Annotated in this window: 29 protein-coding genes; 9 read left to right on the top strand and 20 right to left on the bottom strand. The window is 33.6% G+C overall.

Annotation, left to right across the window (positions count from 1 at the left end):
* Window positions 1-25 precede the first annotated feature (25 nt).
* The 16 genes from AB8525_RS00455 to AB8525_RS00380 form a co-directional block, all read right to left on the bottom strand.
* Complete coding sequence (locus tag AB8525_RS00455; RefSeq protein WP_369149926.1) at window positions 26-160, bottom strand: hypothetical protein; 135 nt, start codon at window positions 158-160, stop codon at window positions 26-28.
* The gene (locus AB8525_RS00450) at window positions 160-453 is read right to left on the bottom strand and encodes a transposase (RefSeq protein WP_369177947.1); all 294 of its coding nucleotides are present in this window, start codon (window positions 451-453) and stop codon (window positions 160-162) included. Before AB8525_RS00450 ends, AB8525_RS00455 begins: the two co-directional genes overlap by 1 nt.
* Before the next feature lie 323 nt (window positions 454-776).
* Entirely contained in the window at window positions 777-2645 is a 1869-nt protein-coding gene (gene mobH, locus AB8525_RS00445; protein WP_369177945.1) for a MobH family relaxase, read from the bottom strand.
* Complete coding sequence (locus tag AB8525_RS00440; RefSeq protein WP_369177943.1) at window positions 2627-3034, bottom strand: hypothetical protein; 408 nt, start codon at window positions 3032-3034, stop codon at window positions 2627-2629. Before AB8525_RS00440 ends, mobH begins: the two co-directional genes overlap by 19 nt.
* Window positions 3027-3752 carry a PFL_4669 family integrating conjugative element protein gene (locus AB8525_RS00435; protein WP_369177941.1) on the bottom strand — a complete coding sequence of 242 codons (726 nt, stop codon included), beginning with the start codon at window positions 3750-3752 and terminating at the stop codon, window positions 3027-3029. The genes AB8525_RS00440 and AB8525_RS00435 overlap by 8 nt, the downstream gene beginning before the upstream one ends.
* Before the next feature lie 28 nt (window positions 3753-3780).
* Window positions 3781-4572 carry a TIGR03756 family integrating conjugative element protein gene (locus AB8525_RS00430; protein WP_369177940.1) on the bottom strand — a complete coding sequence of 264 codons (792 nt, stop codon included), beginning with the start codon at window positions 4570-4572 and terminating at the stop codon, window positions 3781-3783.
* 110 nt (window positions 4573-4682) lie between these two features.
* Window positions 4683-5111, bottom strand: a complete 429-nt coding sequence (locus tag AB8525_RS00425; protein ID WP_369177938.1) for a DUF1525 domain-containing protein — start codon at window positions 5109-5111, stop codon at window positions 4683-4685.
* 2 nt (window positions 5112-5113) lie between these two features.
* On the bottom strand, window positions 5114-7774 hold the full coding sequence (locus AB8525_RS00420) for a conjugative transfer ATPase (RefSeq protein ID WP_369177936.1): 2661 nt from the start codon (window positions 7772-7774) through the stop codon (window positions 5114-5116).
* Window positions 7775-8020: a hypothetical protein gene (locus AB8525_RS00415; protein WP_369177934.1), complete on the bottom strand. Its 246-nt coding sequence runs from the start codon at window positions 8018-8020 to the stop codon at window positions 7775-7777.
* Window positions 8021-8099: 79 nt separating this feature from the next.
* Entirely contained in the window at window positions 8100-9383 is a 1284-nt protein-coding gene (locus AB8525_RS00410) for a TrbI/VirB10 family protein (protein WP_369177933.1), read from the bottom strand.
* Window positions 9380-10192, bottom strand: coding sequence for a TIGR03749 family integrating conjugative element protein (locus tag AB8525_RS00405; protein WP_369177931.1), 813 nt, complete (start codon window positions 10190-10192; stop codon window positions 9380-9382). The genes AB8525_RS00410 and AB8525_RS00405 overlap by 4 nt, the downstream gene beginning before the upstream one ends.
* A complete protein-coding gene (locus AB8525_RS00400; RefSeq protein WP_369177929.1) occupies window positions 10179-10820 on the bottom strand; it encodes a DUF2895 family protein in 642 nt (213 codons plus the stop codon). The genes AB8525_RS00405 and AB8525_RS00400 overlap by 14 nt, the downstream gene beginning before the upstream one ends.
* A 7-nt stretch (window positions 10821-10827) precedes the next feature.
* Entirely contained in the window at window positions 10828-11139 is a 312-nt protein-coding gene (locus AB8525_RS00395) for a hypothetical protein (protein WP_369177927.1), read from the bottom strand.
* 2 nt (window positions 11140-11141) lie between these two features.
* Entirely contained in the window at window positions 11142-11477 is a 336-nt protein-coding gene (locus tag AB8525_RS00390) for a hypothetical protein (RefSeq protein ID WP_369177926.1), read from the bottom strand.
* Window positions 11478-11510: 33 nt separating this feature from the next.
* Window positions 11511-11720, bottom strand: coding sequence for a hypothetical protein (locus AB8525_RS00385; RefSeq protein WP_369177925.1), 210 nt, complete (start codon window positions 11718-11720; stop codon window positions 11511-11513).
* 1 nt (window position 11721) lies between these two features.
* Window positions 11722-12036 (bottom strand): RAQPRD family integrative conjugative element protein, encoded by a 315-nt coding sequence (locus AB8525_RS00380; protein ID WP_369177923.1) that lies wholly within the window; start codon window positions 12034-12036, stop codon window positions 11722-11724.
* A 425-nt stretch (window positions 12037-12461) separates the two neighbouring features.
* On the opposite strand from AB8525_RS00380, the gene AB8525_RS00375 reads away from it, so the two are divergent.
* The 9 genes from AB8525_RS00375 (at window position 12462) to AB8525_RS00335 (ending at window position 19315) form a co-directional block, all read left to right on the top strand.
* Window positions 12462-12845, top strand: coding sequence for a hypothetical protein (locus tag AB8525_RS00375; RefSeq protein ID WP_369177921.1), 384 nt, complete (start codon window positions 12462-12464; stop codon window positions 12843-12845).
* 82 nt (window positions 12846-12927) lie between these two features.
* Window positions 12928-13950 (top strand): SIR2 family protein, encoded by a 1023-nt coding sequence (locus AB8525_RS00370; RefSeq protein ID WP_369177919.1) that lies wholly within the window; start codon window positions 12928-12930, stop codon window positions 13948-13950.
* Window positions 13940-15808, top strand: a complete 1869-nt coding sequence (locus tag AB8525_RS00365) for an ATP-binding protein (RefSeq protein WP_369177917.1) — start codon at window positions 13940-13942, stop codon at window positions 15806-15808. The genes AB8525_RS00370 and AB8525_RS00365 overlap by 11 nt, the downstream gene beginning before the upstream one ends.
* A 206-nt stretch (window positions 15809-16014) precedes the next feature.
* Window positions 16015-16938 carry an IS1595 family transposase gene (locus AB8525_RS00360; protein ID WP_369177915.1) on the top strand — a complete coding sequence of 308 codons (924 nt, stop codon included), beginning with the start codon at window positions 16015-16017 and terminating at the stop codon, window positions 16936-16938.
* Window positions 16935-17735, top strand: a complete 801-nt coding sequence (locus tag AB8525_RS00355) for an SAM-dependent methyltransferase (protein WP_369177913.1) — start codon at window positions 16935-16937, stop codon at window positions 17733-17735. Before AB8525_RS00360 ends, AB8525_RS00355 begins: the two co-directional genes overlap by 4 nt.
* Window positions 17736-17755: 20 nt before the next feature.
* Window positions 17756-18364 (top strand): hypothetical protein, encoded by a 609-nt coding sequence (locus AB8525_RS00350; protein ID WP_369177911.1) that lies wholly within the window; start codon window positions 17756-17758, stop codon window positions 18362-18364.
* Between the two features lie 4 nt (window positions 18365-18368).
* The gene (locus AB8525_RS00345) at window positions 18369-18524 is read left to right on the top strand and encodes a hypothetical protein (protein WP_369177909.1); all 156 of its coding nucleotides are present in this window, start codon (window positions 18369-18371) and stop codon (window positions 18522-18524) included.
* Window positions 18525-18583: 59 nt separating this feature from the next.
* Complete coding sequence (locus AB8525_RS00340) at window positions 18584-18868, top strand: hypothetical protein (RefSeq protein WP_369177908.1); 285 nt, start codon at window positions 18584-18586, stop codon at window positions 18866-18868.
* Between the two features lie 3 nt (window positions 18869-18871).
* Window positions 18872-19315: a thermonuclease family protein gene (locus AB8525_RS00335; protein WP_369177906.1), complete on the top strand. Its 444-nt coding sequence runs from the start codon at window positions 18872-18874 to the stop codon at window positions 19313-19315.
* Between the two features lie 101 nt (window positions 19316-19416).
* On the opposite strand, the gene AB8525_RS00330 is transcribed toward AB8525_RS00335, so the two are convergent.
* The 4 genes from AB8525_RS00330 to AB8525_RS00315 all read right to left on the bottom strand — a co-directional run bounded on the left by AB8525_RS00330 (window position 19417) and on the right by AB8525_RS00315 (window position 22025).
* A complete protein-coding gene (locus AB8525_RS00330; RefSeq protein ID WP_369177904.1) occupies window positions 19417-19923 on the bottom strand; it encodes a TIR domain-containing protein in 507 nt (168 codons plus the stop codon).
* Entirely contained in the window at window positions 19923-20351 is a 429-nt protein-coding gene (locus tag AB8525_RS00325) for a hypothetical protein (protein WP_369177902.1), read from the bottom strand. Before AB8525_RS00325 ends, AB8525_RS00330 begins: the two co-directional genes overlap by 1 nt.
* 157 nt (window positions 20352-20508) lie before the next feature.
* Window positions 20509-20907, bottom strand: coding sequence for a hypothetical protein (locus AB8525_RS00320; protein WP_369177900.1), 399 nt, complete (start codon window positions 20905-20907; stop codon window positions 20509-20511).
* Window positions 20908-21092: 185 nt separating this feature from the next.
* Window positions 21093-22025 carry a TIR domain-containing protein gene (locus tag AB8525_RS00315; RefSeq protein ID WP_369177898.1) on the bottom strand — a complete coding sequence of 311 codons (933 nt, stop codon included), beginning with the start codon at window positions 22023-22025 and terminating at the stop codon, window positions 21093-21095.
* Window positions 22026-22105 lie beyond the last annotated feature (80 nt).

Genomic DNA, 22105 nt, shown 5'->3' with positions numbered 1-22105 from the left:
TTTGCGTAATTCATAATTTATTGCTTTAATCCCAACTTTTGTAATTTTTCAAAAAAGATTTTTCAAAATTATTCTCACTTTCTTCAAAAACCCAAAAACAAGGCCGATTGTTTGCATTTCTTGGCGATTTCCCGCCTATTTTTACCTTTATTTCAACCATTAGACGCAACAATCCTGCAGTTCTCGCATCTGTTTAAAAATATTCATCCCTGTTTTAAGATTATGACTCATGGCAATCAGTTGTGCTCGGGTCTTGTTTCTCTCTAATCCAAGGTATCTTGCCTTGCCTAAGCCGTGATGAAGTTTGAGCAGCCCAAAGGTTCGCTCAACAATGTAGCGAACAGATGAGCGTTGTCTGTTGTCTTGTTTTTGTTTGTTTGTGAGTGGTGTGTTTCTGTAGGCTCGATGCAAGACTTTATTGTTTTGTTTGCCCAACTTTTCCCGTATTTCCATGTCTTTTCTGTTTTTTCTAATATTCATAATTTATACCTTGGTTCTTAAATTAAAAGGGACTAACATACTAGTCTATTCCTCAATGAATAATAGGTCTAGACAGTGCTTTGAAGTATTTACTAGGTTAACTGGTAAATACTATTTTTTAGTTTGTCGAATCAACAATTTTTTCTAATGTTTTTAAAAAATTTATTTCCGCTTTAGTGAATAACGCCTCTCGTTTTGTATAACGCAATCGATTGATTTTTTTTAACAAAGCCAATCGATACTAGGACAATTACAAAAAGAGAAACACCAAAAAAAGGCTAAATATTGCAAAAACACTATTCATCGGGATTATTGTCCTTTGGTTGTTGGGTAATTAAGTCAAGATATTTATTTGCTTCTGGCAAGTTATCAATATTATACCCATCAAGGTTTACAATTAAATACCCTCTAATTGTTGATGGCTTCTTATTTTTTCGTTGAGTTTTTGTTTTAACCTGCCAAATGTTTTCACTTGTGTGCGTTTTTAAATTGCTTTTTAAACGCCCAAATTGCTTTTGGGTTTGTGCCCATTGGTCAATATTATATTCTTTAAAGATTTTAGGGCTGACTAAAAATAAAGCTTTATTGCCTTTATATTCAATAATATGCACTTTGGATTGAGTGGTATTTATCGCAATGGCTCTATTGTTGACGGATTGTATAAGCCATGCAAGGAACCCCTTGCCAAGTTCTGTTTCTAGTGTTGGTTGTTGACTCCGATTAGTGTTTATTTTCTCTTTTTCTAATGGTTTTTTAGGTTTTTGTATTTGCGAGGTTGTTTTATCTTTTTTTGGTGTTTCTTTATCTTGATTACCGTCATCGTTATTGTTGTCATCAACAATTGTTTCAAACCCTGGCGGCATCGGAAGGTTTATTATTGCATTATTCTCATTACCACCCTCACTACCGTCATTAGATTGGTCAGATTGAGTTGGATTGCTGTTATTGTCATTATCTGTCTTTATTATATTTTTTGCATCATCATCCTTAACCACACCATCTTCTTCAATGTCTCCAGAGAAGTGTGAGAAATCCTTACCGCTCTCAAAATAATATATTTTTTCAAGAGGCATTTTTAACATTGTAAGATTAACTGGTTTTTTAAATCCACCGCCGCTTAACACGCATTTCCAAATTGCCTTACCTTCTGAATTTGGTGTGACAATATGGAACTGCAATAACTCGTCCATCATTCGCGAATTATCGAAAGGCACTCCTTTTTGCTTGTCTTTATCTAGGCTGCTTCTAACTTTATCCATCATAACTTTTGACACAAAATATATGTCAGTAGTAGTGGTAAACATTACAGCACCTGGTGCATTTATTTTTAAGTCAGTTTCTAACACTAGATGACGCATAGTATCAAGCAACTTGTCTGCTAGTGATTTCGGTTGCGGTTCTAATGGATTGCGTGCACTACCAGTGCCAATGCTGCTTGCTAATGATTTGGCACTAGACTCAGAATCTGCATATTTAATAATGTCTGCAATCATTGCACCTTCTGCATTTCTGCCTTGCAGCGTAAATAAAAGCAGCGTAAATAAATCACTCTCTTTTTGCAACCAATCAATTGCGGTTGGATTGATAAATTGACTTAAAAACGACAAGGGTAATAAACTATGATGCTGATACTTTCTATTGCTGTTATATTGATATTGATAGTATTTTGCCTTATCGACATTTGACATGCTACCGAACCAAGGAGACCATCTGCCAAGTTCCTTTTTTTGATTATCGTATAGCATGATATTGACATCACTAACAGTCTTCCCAATATCGTGTAACAGTGCAGCCACAAAAATAGCAAATGTCCATAAATCTTTTTTTTCATTCTGTTTTTCAACACTTGAACCGATAGGCAGCATTTTATTATTGCGTTGTTTAAGTGCTATTTCAATAACCTCAAGTGTGTGCAATAAAAAACCACCATTGTTAGAATGGTGGTGATTTTGACTTGCGGGTAAATCTTGCACCCAAACTGCAAGGCGTTTTATGGAATAAAGATAAAGGCTCTCAAAATGTTTTTCTGGCACATGAGAATGGTGGTAAATGTTACTAACTAATCTTTTGTGTTTAAGCAATAACACATCAGCGGATTGTATCTGTTCGCAGTTATCAACTTTGTTACTCTTTGTAAAAAAATTGATTATTCCTCTAAAATCCATTGTCTTATATCGCTTTTTTCCATCTGACTTAGTGGCTCTCTTAGTTCAAATAACACAGAACTTTGGTTGTTGTTACCACCCTCTGTTCTAATCAAATAATCATTAAAACCCTCTGTCCAAAAATCCCAATGTGTTCGATCAGAAAGAAACACTATTAAAGGCTCATAGCATGGGTCCCACTTTTCAGATGTATCAGTGAAAGTTACACGGACTCTTGATATTTTTGAATCTAGGAACAAATCTATAAAATCATCCGCCGTCTTTGAACATTTTCCTAACTTTTTAAGGGCTGGTTTTGTTTTGTTTGTAAAATACTCACCACAAACAAAGTCATAAGCACCCATATATTGCTTGAGTATTTTGTCTATAACTGCACTTTTGCTAATCATCTTTTTTTCCTATTGTTTTTTTTGGTTTTTTAAAAATGTCATTTGGATCAATAACAATATTTGGTGCGTGTTCAGCTCTTAAACTCTTATTTAAAATTTCATGAGGAAGCTCTTCTTTAAATTTCATTGCAATATGCGCCTGATGGTATCTCGCTGTTTTTTGCTCAACATCCCTTCTATTAATATTTAAATATTTATAACCATCAGCGGACAAAAAAGCTTTGCGCATCATTCTATTCACTTCAGTTATGTGTTTATTACACTTAGCTCTATTTATCATACCTATGTGCTTCAAAGCATAGATTGTTAGCATCAAATTATCAGCGCGTTTTAAAAGACTTAAGGCTATATTAGCATACACGCTTGAAAAACTTGTTTCCAAAGTAACCGGCTTAGTTGAGCCACCCTGATTGATTTTTATTAACGACTTATCACTTAACTCTGTAAAGTCATTTTGCCAATCAATTAGGCGCTTCTCTGTCTCTTTTAACGCAGTGTCAATTTTTAATAGGAAAAAGTCAGCGTATGGGTCATTATTGTGAGCTGCATTATTGATGTCTTTAATTTTGCTTGAAAATACATTTAACCCAACGATTGCATTTAATTCTTCAGTCTTTTTTCTGCCATAAAAAAGCGCTACAGCTTCCTTAGTATTTAACTCCAATGAGTTGGAATTTCTTAAAGGTCCGGGTCTATTAGTATTATTATGTCCTTTCATGTATATATCTCCATTTTTTAATCTTTTTTTAATTTAAACAACCACTAATCGATGAGCCTATGAATGCGCCTGACCTTGGTATGCAACAGCCATAGTTTCGCCACGCTGTCCAGCCATATTGACCGTCCTCATCAACTTTATCTTTTAATGTTTCGACACTTTCAACACCAAAGGCACGGCAGGAATTTTCTTCAATTGGTGAAACCATTTGCCATTTGCCATTTTCTTTCATGCAATCAGAATTGGTGCACCCTGCTGATTGATGGATTCTCAAGCCACCTTCGGTTATAACTTCAAGTCCCCTAGAGGCAATAACTGATGCCGCCTTAACTTCATTTGTTTGATTTAAAAAACCAATTCTTGGGTATAAAGACCCCCAAGACTTTAAAAACTTATCCGTTTGACCTTTGCTCGAACTAACCTCATTCATACCAGGTGCCCATGTGCTAGGATAGAACATGTCACTTAAACCGCTACGCCACATTTTTTCATCTAAAGTGGATAGGTAATATGGCATATAAGGCTTAACTTTAGAGTTACAAAAATATCTTGCTCTTCCCATCGCATAAGCAACAGGATTGCCTATGACGCTCGCTTCTTTAAATTTAATGGCACTATTGGATCTCTTGCCTTTAGTGCTTAAATTACCACCTTGAATCCCTGGCATCAAATCCAAAGATTGCACTTCTGAAAATGGATTATACCCTGGCTCGTTATAACTACTAACTACGAAGTCTGGCAAATTATGATTGATATGTGGCGTTGTCTTTATCTTACAACCAAAAAACCCACAAACCAACCAAAAACAAACGCCATCCACACAATAATCTAAACAGTCTTTAGAGATTGCGCTACTAGATAAATTGGCGACACTAAATGTTTTTGCATTAACGACACCTACATTAGCAAAAAGGAAAAGTGTTAGTATGATTATTTTAATTTTATCGCCCCTTTATAAATTCTTAGTGCTGCTGACAAGTCTGTTATACCATAAATTACTGTTTTCCCTTTATCAAAAGTAATTGCTGGCACTTTTTCGATATTAAGTGATTGTGCATTAATTGCACCTTGCCACGCTCTCTTTGCACTAGAAACCCACTGTGATTTATATTTTGCAAATCGTTGCTTAACCTGTTGCATTGCTTTATTTTCATTAGCACTTAATCCTTGACTAATTTTTGCTTCAAAGCCTATACCACCGTCAATTAAATAATATTTAATGTCCCAAGAATTTTCTATTTTATGGGCTTGGGTAAACACTTGTTTTTTGGTGCCAAAAATCCAAGCTTCATTTGCATTGGCCTGTGTTGCTTGTGTTGTTCCAAATAATAAAAACAATGTGATTATAACCTTTTTCATAATTAACCTGAAATCCTTGTCCTTGTTTTTAATATCTCATCAGCAATCATATATGCAGCTTCCATTTCATTGCAATTGTGCTCTCTCATTATCTTTTGTCTTGTGGCTTTTTCAGATTGCTCTGTCATTGCAAGTGATAATGCTAAGGGCATACTCACACTTCTGAAAAGAGTGCTCAATTGATCACTAATTACAACGCCTTCTTTATACTGTCCTTTTGCACCACTTATTGATGCAATCAATTTCTTTTGTTCGTCGCTCATATCAATTAACTTTGCTAATTCTGCTGCTTCTGATTTTTTAATTTTTAGACAAATAATCCATTCAATAGTATCAAACATTGAACTAGCTGCATCGGTGTAATCTTTCAAAGATGGTGTTGCGAACCAAACCCAAACACCCCACTTACGCCACATTTTTACCATTTTCAAAATCCAGCTAATAATAAGAGGATGTTTTGTAAAAAGATGCGCTTCATCAATTAGTAAAAATATTGGTCTGCCACTAAACTGATTTTGTTCAGCAATTCTGTTGATGTCATTAACTAAAGAAGCAAAAGCCACGACTAATTTTGATTCATACCCATCCGAACCAAACACACCAACATCAAGCTGAGTAATGTCTGATTCAGGAAACAATTCTCCCGATGTGTTAAAAATTCGTTTGTCAAATTCAGAATTAATATACACACGCATACTTTTCGCCATTTTCCGTATGCGTTCTTTCTCAGACTCCATTAAATCATTAGAGCCTGCTAATTCATTCAAAGCATTAATCACATCTTCTGTTAGTGTTGTGTCTCTACCATCACTAAGTGTGTTTTCTGCCGCTAACTGAATAGCATTACCCACGGTATCCCAATCGCTGCGCTCAAACTTTTCAGACTCTTTTGCTTCGCCACCTGTTATCATTAGCTGTGCAATAATTAACAACTCGCCAAGCAAATCTCTTTCTTGATCTAAATTCTTATCAAGAATCAACCTAGTCGCATTAGCAAAAGGTGGCAAATGAATATTTTTAGAACTTGCTTTAATAATTACTTTGTTGGTGCTCAATCCTTGTTGTTTACAATGATCAACAAACAGTCCAAAACTGTCGCCTTTTTCAATAATAAACACATGTTTTGGATTATGGATTGCCATCATTGAAAATAAGAACTCAATCAGCCAAGCCGACTTACCAGTGCCAGATGGACCGAACAGAAGCCCGAAAGCGTTTTGGCTTTTGTCAATCACGGGATCAAACATCAAGGGCTCGCCACCACGATTAAATTTAACCACTCCTGCTGAACCTGTACCTGTGCTCCTGCCATAAAATGGAGACAGTGCCGCTACTGTGGAAATGTGTTGCAATGAGGCGCGTTTTTTGTAAAACTTTAAATCCAAATCATAATCAAAACAAAAAGGTAGTGACCTGATGAAATCGTCTTGAGATAAAGGATTTTCTTTTAGCCCTAGTAAGTTTAGACCCAATGCGCCAAAAATAGAATTGACCTTTCTTGTCTCTTCTTTTAATTTATTTTCTTTATTGTTAAATAAAAAAAGACCAGCGGCATATCTGACAATGTAGTCGCCTTGTGCAGCGATAACTTGAGCGCTCTCTGCATCATCTGAATTTTGACTCGACTTTGTGTCTTTACCGATTGAACTGTTTTTAATTTTTTCCAAATACTCATCGGCTTTGTCATGAGAGATGTAAATAGTTGTTTGTGACCAAATGCTGCCGACAGGCAATCTATCAAATAATGACAGTTTTGTGTTTTTATTTTCAGCACTTAAATGACCTATATTGATTTTGTTTGCATCATCAATTTTTTCAAGTGGCATATAAGTAGCGTACTTAACTTTCTCATCATGTTCAAAGCAAAAAATACCATTTTCTTGGACTGTAATATTTGGATGATTTAGAGCAATCTGCGATAAGTCTTCATCCAAGATATTTAATGCATTCTGTTTATACGGAATTTTCTTATCATGAAAAAAACTACTAATAAAGTCAATGTAATTTTGTTCGTTCATGCGCTTTGGTTTTATTTTCGCTTGAACTAATGCGTGCTCAATCCTCACAATTGCATCATTAATTACGCCAAATTCTTTGTTTAAGTCTTGAATGCTAATGCTTTTTTCCTGCCAAAAACAGAAATAAATTTCTAACTGTGACAATGACCAAGGCTCTCCCGTTTCTTTGTCAATAAATGCCCCATTTTTATTAGATAAAGACTGAATATGGCTGTCCATTGATTCGAGATAATTTTGAGCGAATTTTGTATTAGTCTTTTCGTCTTTATTATTGTTGCAATGCGTATGAATCTGATTTAAAACTTCTTTTGCTGATTGCTTTTTAACGATAAACATTTGAGACAACCAAAAATCAATATGTTCATAAGAAATGGCATTTTTCAAAACAAAAGTTAGTGCCTCTAAAACCTCTTGTTGATACTCTTCAGTTGTTGCTTCTAGGCTGATTGTTTCAATCTTAAAAATACTACCAAGACCTCCATTTCTAAAATGAAATATGCCATCGCTGAGATGGCACTTTACTGGCAACAAATCAACAAACGAAGGGGCGAATAAATTATCCCTATTAGAGTCTGATATTAATGGACTACCTAATTCTGCTTTAGTGAGGGGTTTTTTTGATTTTAAAGCATCCATCAATCTCATTTATAAATCCTCATTTGGCAAGGCATAATGATCTACTTCATAGAGTCTGAAGTTTGTAGTGTAGCCCGGCACAGGGTTGTCATATTTAGTTATGTGCGGGTATATAAACATATTCAAAACAGGATTGGGCAATTTGGGGAAATTATTTTCAAGCTCGGTTTCTTGTGTTCTAATAAACCCTGCGTTTAGACCTTGTTTTTTCAGATGATGCAGTTTTATATTGTTGTTTTGAAAAAATGTTTCCATTTTGTTACCTTGGTTTTCAGGTTTTAAACTACTATCACAACCAGATAATAAAAATATTATTGGTAGTGTCAATAGTAACTTAGTCAAGTGTTTCATTACCTCCCCCTCCTATTGCAAATTGATGATTCAATTTTCTGCCATTGGGGTCGTAATCAATGTTGACCTGTTCTTTTGTTAATATTTTTATCCGTTCTCCTGAAGGAACAACAATAACATCAAAAGACGATTTTGCTCGTTTGTCATACCAATCCTTTACATCATCAACACCACCGATCAAAGTGCTATATGCTGCTAGTTTTGATGGCGACCCTGTCACCGATGATGATGAACTTCCGTTAGAGTTATTTGTTGTTGTTTTTTGCGCTTCAGCAATCGCTTTAGCGGCAGATGATAGCCCAGATAAAATTGATGACGCACCTAAATATTGCGCCGCATTACTAACAAGCTTACCTTTGATACAAGGAACCCCGTGTTCATTGGTAAGTTCAGCCACATCACTAATTTCATGGTTGCTTATTGTGCCGTCTTCAAATATAAAAGTAATTGAGTCAATAGTAGCCCTAACGCAAGATAATAATAAGTCTCCACTGGCGGAACCAGAGGCGATAACATCTTGTAAAACATTGTTTGTGTGCCTGTTTGCGTAAAAAGATTTATCAATAATCTTAATGCTAAATCTGAAGGGGTCGGTTACTTGTCCGTCAACTGGTATTCTTCCAAGTAGTCCTGTTACAAGTTCCCCAGATAAAACGCTGTTAGGCGGTATTGTATAAACTGGTCTTAGTATTACCTTGGCATTTTCTTCATTATTTTCGTCTTTATTATTTCTAAAAACTGGTTCAATTGTTTCTGTTTTTAAATATGGAGATGGTACAAAGTTTCCGTCTTCGTCAAATACACCAGAACGCAGGGACTTTGTCCATTTATACTTAATCTGATTAACTGAAGCAGGATTGTTTGGATTATTAATTTTATAGCCCTTGGAATCTTTTGCTGTTTTCCCAAGATTTTTGTTTACAAGTGATACAACCTTTGCAACAATATCTTCAGTGTTGTCTTGAACTTCATTTGTTTTGGAATTTGGTTTATTTTGCGCATTTACAAAACTATTGACTTGATTTTTTAATTGACTAAATTTTTCCATTAAAGCATTATTGCTTTCCACAACATTATCCTTATCACCCTGGAGCGTTTTATACTCTTCATTCGTTGGCTCCTGAGATTCTTTTTTATTATTTACTTTATCACCTTGAGTTTCTTTATTTGTTGTTGCAACACTCGTATCGCCATCGTTCAGATACAAGTAAATGCTCGCTAAGAACACTATCAATATAAAAGCCAATATACCTTTAATAATTTTCACAAACTTTGCTCAAATGATGACAATGAAATTAAATAAACAACGGATGTATCTGTTGGGCTTCCAGCTCGACCAAGTCGGTTAAAATGAAAAGTTGCAGACTTCCAGTTTCCAAGTAAATCTCTAGGGTCTAATACAATCTGTCTATTGGTTGTGTTCTTTAAAAGAATAGCACTAACATAAGAATTGTTATAAGACGACCTCCAAGACGCAAGAAGAACAGCCGATACATTGCCATTACATGCTAAGTTTTTTGAACAAGTGAACAATGTTATTGGATTTTTGGTATTAACGGGCACTCTAACAACATCAATCTTATTAATCAGTCTTTTTGGCGCATAAAAAGTTTGTGCTGCAAACCTAGTCAAATCAACATAACTCAAATTCTTTACATTCTTAGCATTGAATTTTGCATGCGGCTCGTTATTATCTTGATTTGCCTGTGTTCTCTCGATAATTACATTGTATTTAATGGGATGCGGCTGTATTTTTTTGGTATGTGGTATAGAGGATAATAAAAATACACTAATTTTGCCTTTTGAGTTTTTTACGAGCACTCGTATTGGCTTAAAAGGTTTTGTTGCCTTTATCCACAACCTTGAGTCAATTAACTGCGTTTGCAGTTTATCTTTAATTGCATCAGGGGTGCCAATACTGTCCAAAGGTTTTTCAAAATTTAATTGCACTTCTTGGTTGACAAAAAGTGTCAATTTAATAGGCTCACCAAGAAAATCTAACAAGCGCAACTCAGCATTTGCATTTGTTAAATTTAACAATACTATCAATGCAAATAGTAATTTAACCCTTATCATCTAAACCCCTTAATCTTATTGGCTTTTCCCAGGGGACATCAAGTTGTAGCCCCCAAGGGTTTGACTCTGTGTCAATGTTCCTATAAACAACTTTAATAAAATGTTGAATTCTTAAATCTTTAAATCGCTTATTGTTAATATGTTCTTGATGGTGGAAAGTAATATTAACCCTCCACGAATTATCAGATTGTTTTGTTACATTGTTTGCTTGATACATATTTTCTTCTTCTAATGAGCGTTCACGGTCATTTAACTGACCAAGGTTTAAAAGATTTTTGTATTCATCTAAAAGATATGCACGATATTCTGGTGTTATATACGCCGCAAACTTATCAATATTTACTCTAAAGTCTGTTTTGCCATTTTTCCATAGATTTAATTGCTGAGTAATTGCCCCTGCAAAAGAATAAATTTCAAAACTATCTATTTCATCAGTGTTTACAACCGCTCCGAACTGAAGATCTGGCGGCAAAGAAATTCGGTATGTCCTATTTATTGATAATGTTAACACAACGAAAACTAAGATAATAATTGCGACAACCAGTCCCATAATTATTGAGAATAAATGCCTCTCTTTAACTTTTGTTGCTTTATCTGCATCAATAATTTTGTCCTTAGTATTCGTCATATTTTATTTACTGATGACTAAATGATGAATACACAGTGTTATTCTGCACATTGACACCAAAAAAACCGTTAACAATAAGCGCAATTTTTTTCATGTGAAATCTTTCGGGTAAATTTCGTTTTTTGTTTTGATACCATGGCGCTAATAAAAGGCTCACCATAAAAATTGATAAAATGCTGGAGGCTGCCAAACCAATACCAATTGGAATAGATAGCAATAACACTGCAATAAAAAGCACAAAAAATGCAAATGAAAACAAAGCCGTTAATTCTATAAAAGAACATGACTTATAAATCCCTATGTTTTCAATTAGTTTCATTTCTAAATATCCATATAACTGATAATTAGAATAGCAATCACCATCACTACTACGATTACCACCAGTTGATTGGCAATAGTTGACCAAAGAATGCCCGAATCACCTTTTTTCTTGGCATCAAAAGATGCGCCAATAATCGTGTACGCACCGCCAATAAGAGCAACTCCGATAGCTATCCATGCCCCATAATAGAAAAATAATTGCGCAACTTCCCATATTGTTGCCATGACATCATCTGAGTTGACATTTATTGTCCCAACTTTTGTTGGTATGGCTGAAAATGCCTCCATACTGATGCCGCTTGCCATTGCCATTAAGTATTTATATTGTTTTATCATTGTTATTTCCTTTATTTAAAATTTATTCAAAATCTATGAACTGGTATTACTAAAATCTATAGCCAGCATCACCATTACTAAAAGCACAACAAACAATGCTCTCATCCATAACATGCCAGCCTCTCTAACGCTCATTCTGTTGCTTGACATTGCCTTTTGTGTCATTAAAACAACGCTTAAAAACCAAAATAAAAAAAATGTGCCAATAAATGCTTTAAAAGCAATTACTCCAACGCCAACCACGCTAATATTCTCGAACTAACGGCGCTATAACTCTTGGCGCTTGATTTTTTTGATTATTGTTTATAAATCTATTTATGCTTTTGCTAATAGCAGTTAAATCTTGGCTCAATGCAGAATAATCAAATTTATATCTCGACCCCTCTGTTTGCATTGGTTCTGCGTCATTGATTAAATGAGAAGCGTTACTAATATATTGTTCTAGTTTTTTTAATGCTAACAACTCATTGGCATTAGATGCAGAACCAATGGCAGTTAAAGGCAACAAACTGGCTAAAAATAAAAATATAATAGTTGTGATCGGTTTTTTGTGATTCATTTTTAAAAATCTAATTTTTTAAGTTATGAACAATATAATGTGTTTAAAAAAATTTGTTGCTATTTTGCACACCAAAGAGTGGTGTGCAAAAATTTAACTGGTTTTACTGATTGTTTATCAGTGGCTGGATGTTATATTTTTTTTGTGGTGGTCAAGCCATTTGCACGGAACGACTACTTCCCAGGAGAGAAGTGCAAGCCCTTTTTGAGACCTTTCTAGGTAAGGATTTTTCCTTAAGAAAAATCTATCCCTTACCCTTCCAAAAAGCCATTTTAGCCCTTTAGCCTTTTTTTGATGATTGGTATTCTGAGTCAAGGCAAACGCTTATGTTTGTTATTTTGATAAATGATGAAAGCGTCTTTAATGGTGCAACTATAAATATCACAATTAATTATGTGTTGTGTTGCAGGTTTAAATGCATTTAAATGTGGATTGTTCAAACCAGAATAAAAGCTTTATTTAGTTTGTCCCAATGCCAAAGTTGTAAATGTTTGCGATGTTTGTCTTCTAAATTCTTTGTTTGTCATGATTGGGAAAGTTCTAATATCACAAAATGTTTTTCTGCTTCTTTTGACTATGTCATTATTCTTTCATCTGAAAGACAACATCTAAACAAAATAAAAAATGATATTTCAAATGAATTTAAGGATAAAATCAAAAAAGAAAAACTACTCTTTTTTACCGTTGATGAATTAATGGAATTTCTTGATACCATCAAAGCAAATTCTGCTTCAACAGAAAGCACTGTTTCAGGCTACAAGGTAAAAGTGAGTTATGTAACTTCAAGTGAAATTGAAACCAAGATTTAGAGAAGAGTCCTTGGCTAGGGTTGTGTTAGGTGGTTGATGCGGTATGTAGGAAATTTTAAGCAAAATGATATAATTTATAAATATGAATAACGATAAGAATATAAAGAAAAGTATAGCAAGTGCCAATATAAATTTCCTTATTGGGTCTGGTGTCTCTATGCCGTTTTTTAAAACACTAACTGATATTGAAAAGAAATTGTCAAAGGCTGAAGAGTTAGAAAATACAGATGAAGAAATAAAGATCAAGAAAGAATATTTTGATAAGTCAATATCGAATAATAGAGAATTATTAGAACGCTCACAAGAGTGTCAAGATGTATTGAGTCAATATAAAGAGTTTTATAAAACTATTAATGCATTAATTTTACAGAGGGAATCTTCCCTACTCTCAAAGCAGGTAAATATATTTACTACCAATGTTGATATTTTTTCAGAGATTGCCTTAGAGGAAACAGGTGTTGAGTTCAATGATGGATTTCATGGAAGATTTAACTCTAAATACAGCGTAGGTAATTTTAAGAAATCTTATTACAAAACTAGTCTTCACTATGAAAATACTTCGGAAATACCAGTATTCAATATCATTAAATTGCACGGCTCTGTTTCTTGGTGTGCAGAAGATAAAAATATAGAATTAGATAAAGATTTAAAGTTGGTAAGTGAAATAGAAAAATCCCTTGATGATAAATTTAAAGAAAATTATGACAAACTGATGATTGTCAATCCATCAAAAAAGAAATTTGAAGCCACGGTTTTAAATGAAACTCATTATGATTTGCTAAGAATATACAACAATGAGTTAGAGAAAGAAAACAGCATTTTGTTTGTTATGGGATTTTCATTTGCAGACGAACATATTAGAGAATTGACATTAAGAGTTGCAAATACAAACCCAACAAGCATTGTATATATATTTGTGCATGACAATAATAGTGAGATTTATAAAAAGTTAAAAGATGAGGCTAAAAATAATAATATTTATCTACTTGCTGAAAAAAAATATGATTTTAAAGAGATAAATAATTTCTTTTCTGAGCAACTTAACAAAGAGAATCAAAAATCACAAGACAATACTAAAATTAATCAACAGGAAGATGACGAATAGAATTACTACAGAGAACTATCTTGCAGATAATTCAATTTTTAGAGTTGGTAGTGTTATCGAAGTTATTGGTCAGGCAGTAAAGGTTAGAATTGATACAGGAAAAAATACTTCATCTATTCTATATAAAGGCGATATTATTCAAAATATATCCGTTGGTGGGTATGTAAAAATTAAAAAAGACTTTGAAGAAATTATCGGAAAAATTGAAGGTGAATTGATTAAGGAAAATAAAGATAATAGCCAAAAGAATTACACAAATAATAAAGACAAAATTAACAGGATTCTAAATATTAAAATTTTAGGATATTTAGAGAACGGAAAATTTGAAAGAGGTATTAAAGAATTACCTCTAATAGAAAATACTTGTTTTTTAATTACCAAAGAAGAGTTTAACAATATTCATCAATTTGTAGATAGTGAAGATAAGCCAATAAAAATTGGGCAATTAGAGTTTGATGACGGGGTCGATATATCACTAGGAATTAATAAATTATTTGCCAGTCATATTGGAATTTTCGGCAATACTGGTAGTGGCAAGTCTTACACTTTGGCAAAGATATATCGCCAATTGTTTAAAGAATACAAAAATAATACACACTTTATAAATAACGCTAAATTTATAATTATTGATTTTAACGGTGAATATATTGAAGATGCGATTGTTAGTAAAGAAAGTAAAAATTCTTATGATTTGACAACCAAAGAAGTCAGAGAAGATGATAAAAGAGATAAATTTCCAATAACAAAATCTACAATAGAAAATGCTACTTTTTGGTCTATATTCTTAGAAGCAACAGAAAAAACCCAACAGCCATTTCTCAAGAGAGCGATTAAAGATAAAATTATAGAAAACAAGTTAAATGATACTGATTTTATTACTCATATCCAAAACTTAATAATACAATCTACATCTGTTAGTGGCTCAAATATTGATAAAGCAATACCAGTAGAATTTTTATACGAATTAGCTAATTTTTTAAATAATGAAAGTATAAGAAATGTGGCTCAATATTTTCAAAACAATCTAACTGGAGGAACGGAAAATTATAGTTTTTGTCTTGAAGGGGTTTTTTCTGGTAGCGACAGCTTTAAGCAAAAAATACAGGATGCTTTTAGCAATGTCACAGTAGATATTGACAACTTATCTCAAATAAAAAAAATAGGACTAAAAATAATCATAAAATATTTTAATGAAATGATTAGAGGTTTTTCAAATAGAGAGCATCTATCCCCTCTTATAAAAAGGCTTGAAAAACGAATATTAGATTTAGAAAAGGTTTTAACAATAAAGGACGATGAGTCAAATGAAAATGAAAAGAATTTAACGGTTGTTTCTTTACGAAATGTTAATATGGATATTCGTAAAATGCTGCCAATGCTTTTAGTAAAAGAGTTGTATGATAAAAAGAAAAAAGACAACAATAAAAGCCACTCATTACACATAATCATAGACGAGGCGCACAATATTCTTTCCAGTAACTCCAATAGAGAAAGCAAAGAGTGGAAGGACTATCGCCTTGAAACTTTTGAAGAAATAATAAAAGAAGGTCGTAAATTTAATGTTTTTATGACTATTGCCAGTCAAAGACCATCAGATATTTCAACGACAATTATATCTCAATTACATAATTATTTTTTACATAGACTGATAAACAATAATGATTTGTTGGCGGTTGAGAAAACCATTTCTTATTTAGATAAAGTTTCCGCTGATTCTATTCCGAATTTAGCAACTGGAACATGTATTTTGGCAGGATTAATGGCAAAAATACCAGTAGTGATTAAGGTTAATAAAATCAAAAATGAAGAAAATCAACCGCAAAGCCATAATATAAATTTAATTGAGGAGTGGTGTTAAATTAAGTCATGTCTATTTTATATTTGCACATCACTTAAAAACAAGAATACAAATTTATTATTTCTATAAAATAAATCTATATTATTATTGGGAATTATCCCTTTAACTTGACAAAATAATCAAATATTTTTACTACAAAACTTGACAAATAATGTTTTATACATTATAATTATCACATATTTAAACAACAAGTTTGTAATACAAATATGAATAATAAAAGAAAAGCAAAAACACTAAGTTTATTTAACCTAATGGAGTTATACCCAACAAAAGAAAGCGCTATAAAATACTTTGAAAAAACTATTTGGCAAGGTAAAAAAGTATGCAGTAAATGTGGTTGTGATAGTAAAATTAAACCTCAAAAAGACGGGGTAAATTATTGGTGCGGTGATTGCAGAAGTTACTTTAATGTGTTTACTAATACTCCACTTGAAAGAAACAAAATAGACCCTCGTAAATGGCTATTTGCAGGATATTTATTACTTACCTCAAGAAAAGGAGTGTCAAGTATGCAATTAAGCAAAGAGTTAAGCATTAAACAATCTACAGCGTGGTATATGATGCACAGACTAAGGCTTGCTTGTTCTAGTGATAATAGTTTGTTAAGTGGTATTGTTGAAGCGGACGAAACTTATGTTGGTGGTAAAGAGGCAAACAAACATAAGAATAAAAAAATAAAAGGCTCTCAAGGTGGTGCAAATAAAAGTATCATTATGGGTATGAAGCAGAGAAACGGTAATGTTAAAGCAGAAGTGATAAACAACACTAAAACCGATACATTGCAAGCCGTTTTATCCAATAATGTCAGTAAAGATGCTTTGCTTATGACTGATGAATTAAGAGGTTATAAAGGCGTTAAATACGATAGAATGCAAGTTAATCACTCTGCTAAAGAATATGTAAAAGGTATGGCACACACTAATAGCATAGAGAGTGTTTGGGCTGTGTTAAAAAGAGGCTATAATGGTATATATCACAACTTCTCTACTAAGCATTTACAAAGTTATACCAATGAATTTACCTTTAGGCTTAATGAGGGAAACTGTCAGATTGATACACAAGACAGGTTAGATAGTTTATTTGGCAATATGTTTGGCAAAGTTGTCACTTATAGGGGGTTGGCTAGATGATAAAGAAACAACTAGGGCAATACTATACAAGCGATAAAATAGCGAAAGAATTGGCGTTTAAGATGTCTAATCGCTATAACGATAAAGATGTCCTGTTTATTGAGCCTTCTGCTGGTACAGGCTCATTTGTAACGCCATTGTTACAACTAAACAAAGAAGTAAGAGCAATAGATGTTGAACCTAAACACGATAAAGTTATTAGAGGTGATTTTCTCAAGGATAGCCACAGAATATTTGATGGCAATTATTCTAAGAAAATTGTAATAGGAAACCCCCCGTTTGGTAAAAATTCGTCCTTGGCTGTTAAGTTTTTTAATGTTTCTGCTGAGTATGCTGATGAAATAGCATTTATCGTCCCTAGAACCTTTCGTAAAATCAGCGTTCAAAATAGGTTAAATAGGAATTTTCATATTACTGAGGATGTTACACTACCAGATAATGCTTTTATCTTTGACGGTAAGTCTTACGATGTTCCTTGTGCTTGGCAAATATGGACAAGGGATAATAAAATTAGACCGTTGATAAAGGCACCAAAAATAGAGCATATTATGGATTTTTTACCGTCAGCCGAAAATGCTGATTTTGCTATAAGGCGTGTAGGCTATTATGCTGGTCGTGTCATTTTTAAAGACATACAAAAATTAAGCAAAACAACCCATTATTTTATTAAAGAAAAAACAAAGGGAATCAGAAAAATTTTAGCAGAAATTGACTGGGTGGACATCACCTCACAAACAGCGGGGGTAAGGTCATTGTCTAAAACAGAATTAGCCTTCAAGATTGTAAGGATGTTATGATGTCTAAGACTAATCATCAAATGCACGGAAAAAGTTTTGAGAACTTTATTAAAGCCTCAAACAATATTTTTAGTTATGCAACGGCTGATAGAAAGCGTAGTTCTAACGAACGCTTTGATATAGGGGCTGATGATGACATTCATTTAAAAATACCGACCTCAATCAAGGCAACAGGCTCAAACACCATTGCTTTATCGGATGCACGTAATTTTTGGGAGTCCATAATACACCATACACCATACAGAGTAATTGTTGGACATTACCAACAAGATAAAATAAAAAAGAATTTCTACCAAATATCTATGTTTGTATTGACACTAGAACACAAAGATGTTTTATTAGGCGATGTAACATTTAAAGAAATTCAAGATTTTCACGATGGATTAAAAGACTTTAAAGAAGGGAAACATAAAGAGGCTAGAATATGGGCGAAAGAACAGAAATTAACCCTACAAAACCGCTTACAGCACTTGATACTTAACCCAAAAATAGACAGTAAAAATCAAAGACGCTTACAGTGCAGTATTAAAATGGATTCTGTAAAAACAATTACAGATATTGATGTTTTTAACGATTCATTTGGTAGTTTATCGCTTCCCTTTTCCATTATAAGCGGAAAAAGAAGATAACATTATGAACCAAAAAATCCTAAACAAAGTGGCAAACGCCCTACTAAAGCCAAATGCAACAGAACACAAACGCCCTAAAGAACCAACCAAGGCAGAATTAAACAAAAAGTTTGTAATGCGTTTAGATAGAAAAGGCAACCCTACAATGAAAGAGGCTTGATTTGTCTTGTCAAGTTAAGGGGATAATTCCCTTTTTTAATATTAAAAAAGGAGTAAATTATGAAGTTAATGAAATCATTGTTATTGGCGGGCTTAATAAGCCTTTCTTTTCAATCTATTGCAGGATATGTTAATGGATACTACAAAAGTAATGGAACTTATGTGAAAGGTTATCAGCGAAGTGATAGAAATAACACAGTAGAAGATAACTACTCATATTATGGAAATACCAATCCATATACTGGTAGCACAGGCTCTAATAAGTATTATGGCAGCCCATCATCTGATTATTACAGTCCATTGAGAAGCAAAAAAAGTAGTTGTGATAGTTTGTATGGTTGTTAAGTGATGGTGATTTATTTTGGCAAGTGTAGCCTTATGCTATTGCTTGCCTTCTTAATGGTATTTAATAGCTACGCTAACCCCCAATATAACCCACTAATTGTATCAAAAGTAATTAGTGTTTATGATGGAGATACATTTAGGGTCAATATTGATAGCTTGCCACCAATAATTGGTCAAAATATTGCTATTAGAGTGAATGGTATAGATACCCCAGAGATTAGGGGTAAATGTAAAAAAGAGAAAGAATTAGCGATTAATGCCAGAGATTTTGTTAGAAATTTGTTGTTAAAAGCCAAAGTGATTAAATTGACAAATATTGCAAGAGGCAAATACTTTAGGATTGTTGCCAATGTGCTGATTGATGGCGATAGTTTAGAAAAACAAGTATTAAATAAAAAACTTGCCTATGTTTATGATGGTGGTAAAAAATTAGGCTGGTGTAATTAATGCGGTCGGCTCTAACGACCTAGCTCAGCGGCAGTTTAAAGTGGCACGTTTTTGCGAATGCAAAACAAGTTTAAACTGTCCGCTGGAGCTATTTGTTAGCATTAATTGTTTGCTTTACGTATTCTTATAGCTTCATCAATCCAATCCTCAATATTATCAGCGATGTACCCATAAACCCCTTTGCTAGTAGTTCTTGGCGGGTCATAAGTTTTAGCAATTGTAGATAGTCTCTTCTTTGTTGGTCCGTGCGTTACATAATATAGCGGATTTGAACCTTTTGAACTCTGCTTGTCGTTGCTATCAGTTATATTGTGGATATGAATGGCTAATACTCCCATCCCTTCATTCCACGACTCTTTGATTTCATGCTTAATCCATTTTCTATTAGCCGTGTTTGAACCGACTAAGATAACTGTACATGTTCTTCCTTTCATTTGACCCGCTATCCAGTCTTTTATTTTTTTATTTTTATCACCTCCACCAGTTACCGTTTCCCAGTCATTATCTGATGCGGGTTTGTTTCCTTCTACTGCGCCGATATTTCGTATTTTTGAAACGCGCCAGTTATCAGGTACATAGTGAAAACTGTAAAAACATTTTCTAGCCATTATGAGCCTCCGTGAGTAAAGAAAAAACAACTTACAATTGCAAAAGCAATTATTATTGAGAAGTAAAACCAACAAACAGACCAAGAGAGTGCTATTCTTAGTACTGATTGTTCATCTTTTATATATGGTTTTATATTCATTTCAAATGGTGTGTCCACTTCATGAAGTCGGACAGCGTTGAATAATCTTCGAAACAACCTGCCGAGCCATAAATATTTTGCATCCATTATCCAAAACACTATTACTGGCAAGCATCCTGAAAGTGGATATACCCAGTTAGGATTTTTTACTGAGCCTGTAAAAGCGAGGACAGCAACAGCTAATGTCATTGCTATTGCTTTTAAGGTGAAGGAGTTTGTCTCAAGCCGAGTGACAATGCCTTGAATCATTGTCATATGAGCTATTGAAACTTCATCATGCTTATCCATGCTTCCTCCGGTTTAAGAATGCTAACGCTTGAATTCAGCTGCCGCGTTAGCGGTCGGCTGGAGTGATTTGTTAGGTGCTTTTATAATATTTTTCATTTAATCACACACTGACCCCAATTATTTTAGGAATATTTTAACATATTTCTATTTCAAAGATTTAGTCTCTATATCTTCCACCACCATATTGACCCATACCTCTTTCTAAGTTTTTCCAAGGATTGGTGAGGTCGCGTGTTTGAGCACTCATATCGGTGCTGTATCGATTCCTGTCAGTTAGTTTGCTTAAATCATATTGATACTGATTTCCAAATGAACTTTTGTAGCTACTATTTGTATTTGAATTGTTATAAAAATCGTTATAACTATTATTTTTCTTATGTGGAATGCCAAAAGTGATGGGAACAGGAGGGCTTGAAGTATAAGGGGTTATATTTGAATAATTTCTACCTTTATTATATCCATCTGAAAAGGAATTCATAATGTATGCCGCCTCTTTCGGCGTCATACAGCCAATAATAGACATGCTTAAGATAAATATTGTAATTATTTTGAACATTTTATTTCTCCAGCCTTTATTTTTTAAAAAATAGAAAGCGGAGGGATTAAGCCGCCTAACGGCGTGGCAATAACCCGCCTAGTAATTTATTTAGAGTTTACTCTATTTTAAATTCTCTAGGTCGGGTTGATTGGCTTGTTAGACGCCGCAGGCGGATAACGAGTTAATCCATTATTGCCACGCCGTTAGAGCCGTCCGCTGGATTTTTTTGTTATGCTTTTTTCCAATATGACTTCTGCTAACTTACCTGCAATTTCTTCAATACTATCAATGGATGTATTTAGTGCTACTTTGTCAGCAAGTGCAGGGCTAAAATTAAGCACGTCATTTTTTGTTACTTTATGCCAAATTGGAAGAATCATTTTATGTCCGTTCATTTCTCTTGCTACCATTGAATCCAATTCATATTGAGTCCATTCTTTTGAGCAAAATGAAGATGACAAGATAACTGTACCAAATCTTGATTTTATAAGCCCGTGATCAATTTTCTTACGCAAGCTATCACCAACTTTTAATGTAAATTCATCATACCAAACTTTAACTCCAATATTTTCTAGCATTTCTGCTAAAGATCTCACAAACTCATCTTTATCTTCTGACGCGTGAGAAATGAATAAATCATATTCAACTGTTGAAGATAAACCGGAAGAGTGAACAATATTTTTTTCAACAATATCCGTCATACGAGCTGTATTTTGAATTTCAATTTGTAATTTTTTCTGATAAGCCAGCTGTTCCTTTTGTTGCCGTTTTTCTAAATCAACTAACCTTTTTCTTTCTTTTTCAGCTGAGGTAGCATGCTTTTTGCGCTCCTTTTCTTCTTCTTTTGCCAAATCCTGTTTTAACTTTAGTAGCTTTCCTGTTTTATCCGAATCTTTTTTGGCTAAATCAGCCTTTTTAACATGAATATTCGCTATTTCATTTTGTTTCCGCTCAATTTCACTCGCTTTGCTTTTCCGCAAACTATCACTGGTATTTTTTGTAATTGACCTCTGTATCTGCCCAATACGGATTTGGCAAGCTGTTTCTTTTTTTGTTTCTAAACTAACTTTATGAGCAATATCAGCAATCTCTTTTTGTACTCTTGAGATGTTACTACTAATAGTTGAAATAGACATTTAGCCTTCCTTGTGTATTAAAAGCATAACGCTAAAATCAGCGGTGCAGCAAACATGGTGCGGCTTTTGCGGCAGCAAAA

Source organism: Candidatus Thiodubiliella endoseptemdiera, assembly GCF_964212635.1.
GTDB lineage: Bacteria > Pseudomonadota > Gammaproteobacteria > PS1 > Pseudothioglobaceae > Thiodubiliella > Thiodubiliella endoseptemdiera.
Note: the sequence above shows the minus strand (reverse complement) of the source record. Positions and strands in the feature narration are given on the sequence as shown.

Bases quoted from the DNA above. Each gene is read 5' to 3' on its own strand.
- AB8525_RS00395 (WP_369177927.1), bottom strand. From the start codon at position 11,139: ATGAAACTAATTGAAAACATAGGGATTTATAAGTCATGTTCTTTTATA.
- AB8525_RS00315 (WP_369177898.1), bottom strand. From the start codon at position 22,025: ATGTCTATTTCAACTATTAGTAGTAACATCTCAAGAGTACAAAAAGAG.
- AB8525_RS00370 (WP_369177919.1), top strand. From the start codon at position 12,928: ATGAATAACGATAAGAATATAAAGAAAAGTATAGCAAGTGCCAATATA.
- AB8525_RS00375 (WP_369177921.1), top strand. From the start codon at position 12,462: ATGTGGATTGTTCAAACCAGAATAAAAGCTTTATTTAGTTTGTCCCAA.
- AB8525_RS00355 (WP_369177913.1), top strand. From the start codon at position 16,935: ATGATAAAGAAACAACTAGGGCAATACTATACAAGCGATAAAATAGCG.
- AB8525_RS00325 (WP_369177902.1), bottom strand. From the start codon at position 20,351: ATGGATAAGCATGATGAAGTTTCAATAGCTCATATGACAATGATTCAA.
- AB8525_RS00365 (WP_369177917.1), top strand. From the start codon at position 13,940: ATGACGAATAGAATTACTACAGAGAACTATCTTGCAGATAATTCAATT.
- AB8525_RS00405 (WP_369177931.1), bottom strand. From the start codon at position 10,192: ATGATAAGGGTTAAATTACTATTTGCATTGATAGTATTGTTAAATTTA.
- AB8525_RS00340 (WP_369177908.1), top strand. From the start codon at position 18,584: ATGAAGTTAATGAAATCATTGTTATTGGCGGGCTTAATAAGCCTTTCT.
- AB8525_RS00350 (WP_369177911.1), top strand. From the start codon at position 17,756: ATGCACGGAAAAAGTTTTGAGAACTTTATTAAAGCCTCAAACAATATT.
- AB8525_RS00450 (WP_369177947.1), bottom strand. From the start codon at position 453: ATGGAAATACGGGAAAAGTTGGGCAAACAAAACAATAAAGTCTTGCAT.
- AB8525_RS00345 (WP_369177909.1), top strand. From the start codon at position 18,369: ATGAACCAAAAAATCCTAAACAAAGTGGCAAACGCCCTACTAAAGCCA.
- AB8525_RS00400 (WP_369177929.1), bottom strand. From the start codon at position 10,820: ATGACGAATACTAAGGACAAAATTATTGATGCAGATAAAGCAACAAAA.
- AB8525_RS00425 (WP_369177938.1), bottom strand. From the start codon at position 5,111: ATGAAAAAGGTTATAATCACATTGTTTTTATTATTTGGAACAACACAA.
- mobH (WP_369177945.1), bottom strand. From the start codon at position 2,645: ATGGATTTTAGAGGAATAATCAATTTTTTTACAAAGAGTAACAAAGTT.
- AB8525_RS00330 (WP_369177904.1), bottom strand. From the start codon at position 19,923: ATGGCTAGAAAATGTTTTTACAGTTTTCACTATGTACCTGATAACTGG.
- AB8525_RS00320 (WP_369177900.1), bottom strand. From the start codon at position 20,907: ATGTTCAAAATAATTACAATATTTATCTTAAGCATGTCTATTATTGGC.
- AB8525_RS00420 (WP_369177936.1), bottom strand. From the start codon at position 7,774: ATGAGATTGATGGATGCTTTAAAATCAAAAAAACCCCTCACTAAAGCA.
- AB8525_RS00380 (WP_369177923.1), bottom strand. From the start codon at position 12,036: ATGAATCACAAAAAACCGATCACAACTATTATATTTTTATTTTTAGCC.
- AB8525_RS00415 (WP_369177934.1), bottom strand. From the start codon at position 8,020: ATGGAAACATTTTTTCAAAACAACAATATAAAACTGCATCATCTGAAA.
- AB8525_RS00335 (WP_369177906.1), top strand. From the start codon at position 18,872: ATGGTGATTTATTTTGGCAAGTGTAGCCTTATGCTATTGCTTGCCTTC.
- AB8525_RS00360 (WP_369177915.1), top strand. From the start codon at position 16,015: ATGAATAATAAAAGAAAAGCAAAAACACTAAGTTTATTTAACCTAATG.
- AB8525_RS00435 (WP_369177941.1), bottom strand. From the start codon at position 3,752: ATGAAAGGACATAATAATACTAATAGACCCGGACCTTTAAGAAATTCC.
- AB8525_RS00455 (WP_369149926.1), bottom strand. From the start codon at position 160: ATGGTTGAAATAAAGGTAAAAATAGGCGGGAAATCGCCAAGAAATGCA.
- AB8525_RS00440 (WP_369177943.1), bottom strand. From the start codon at position 3,034: ATGATTAGCAAAAGTGCAGTTATAGACAAAATACTCAAGCAATATATG.
- AB8525_RS00390 (WP_369177926.1), bottom strand. From the start codon at position 11,477: ATGATAAAACAATATAAATACTTAATGGCAATGGCAAGCGGCATCAGT.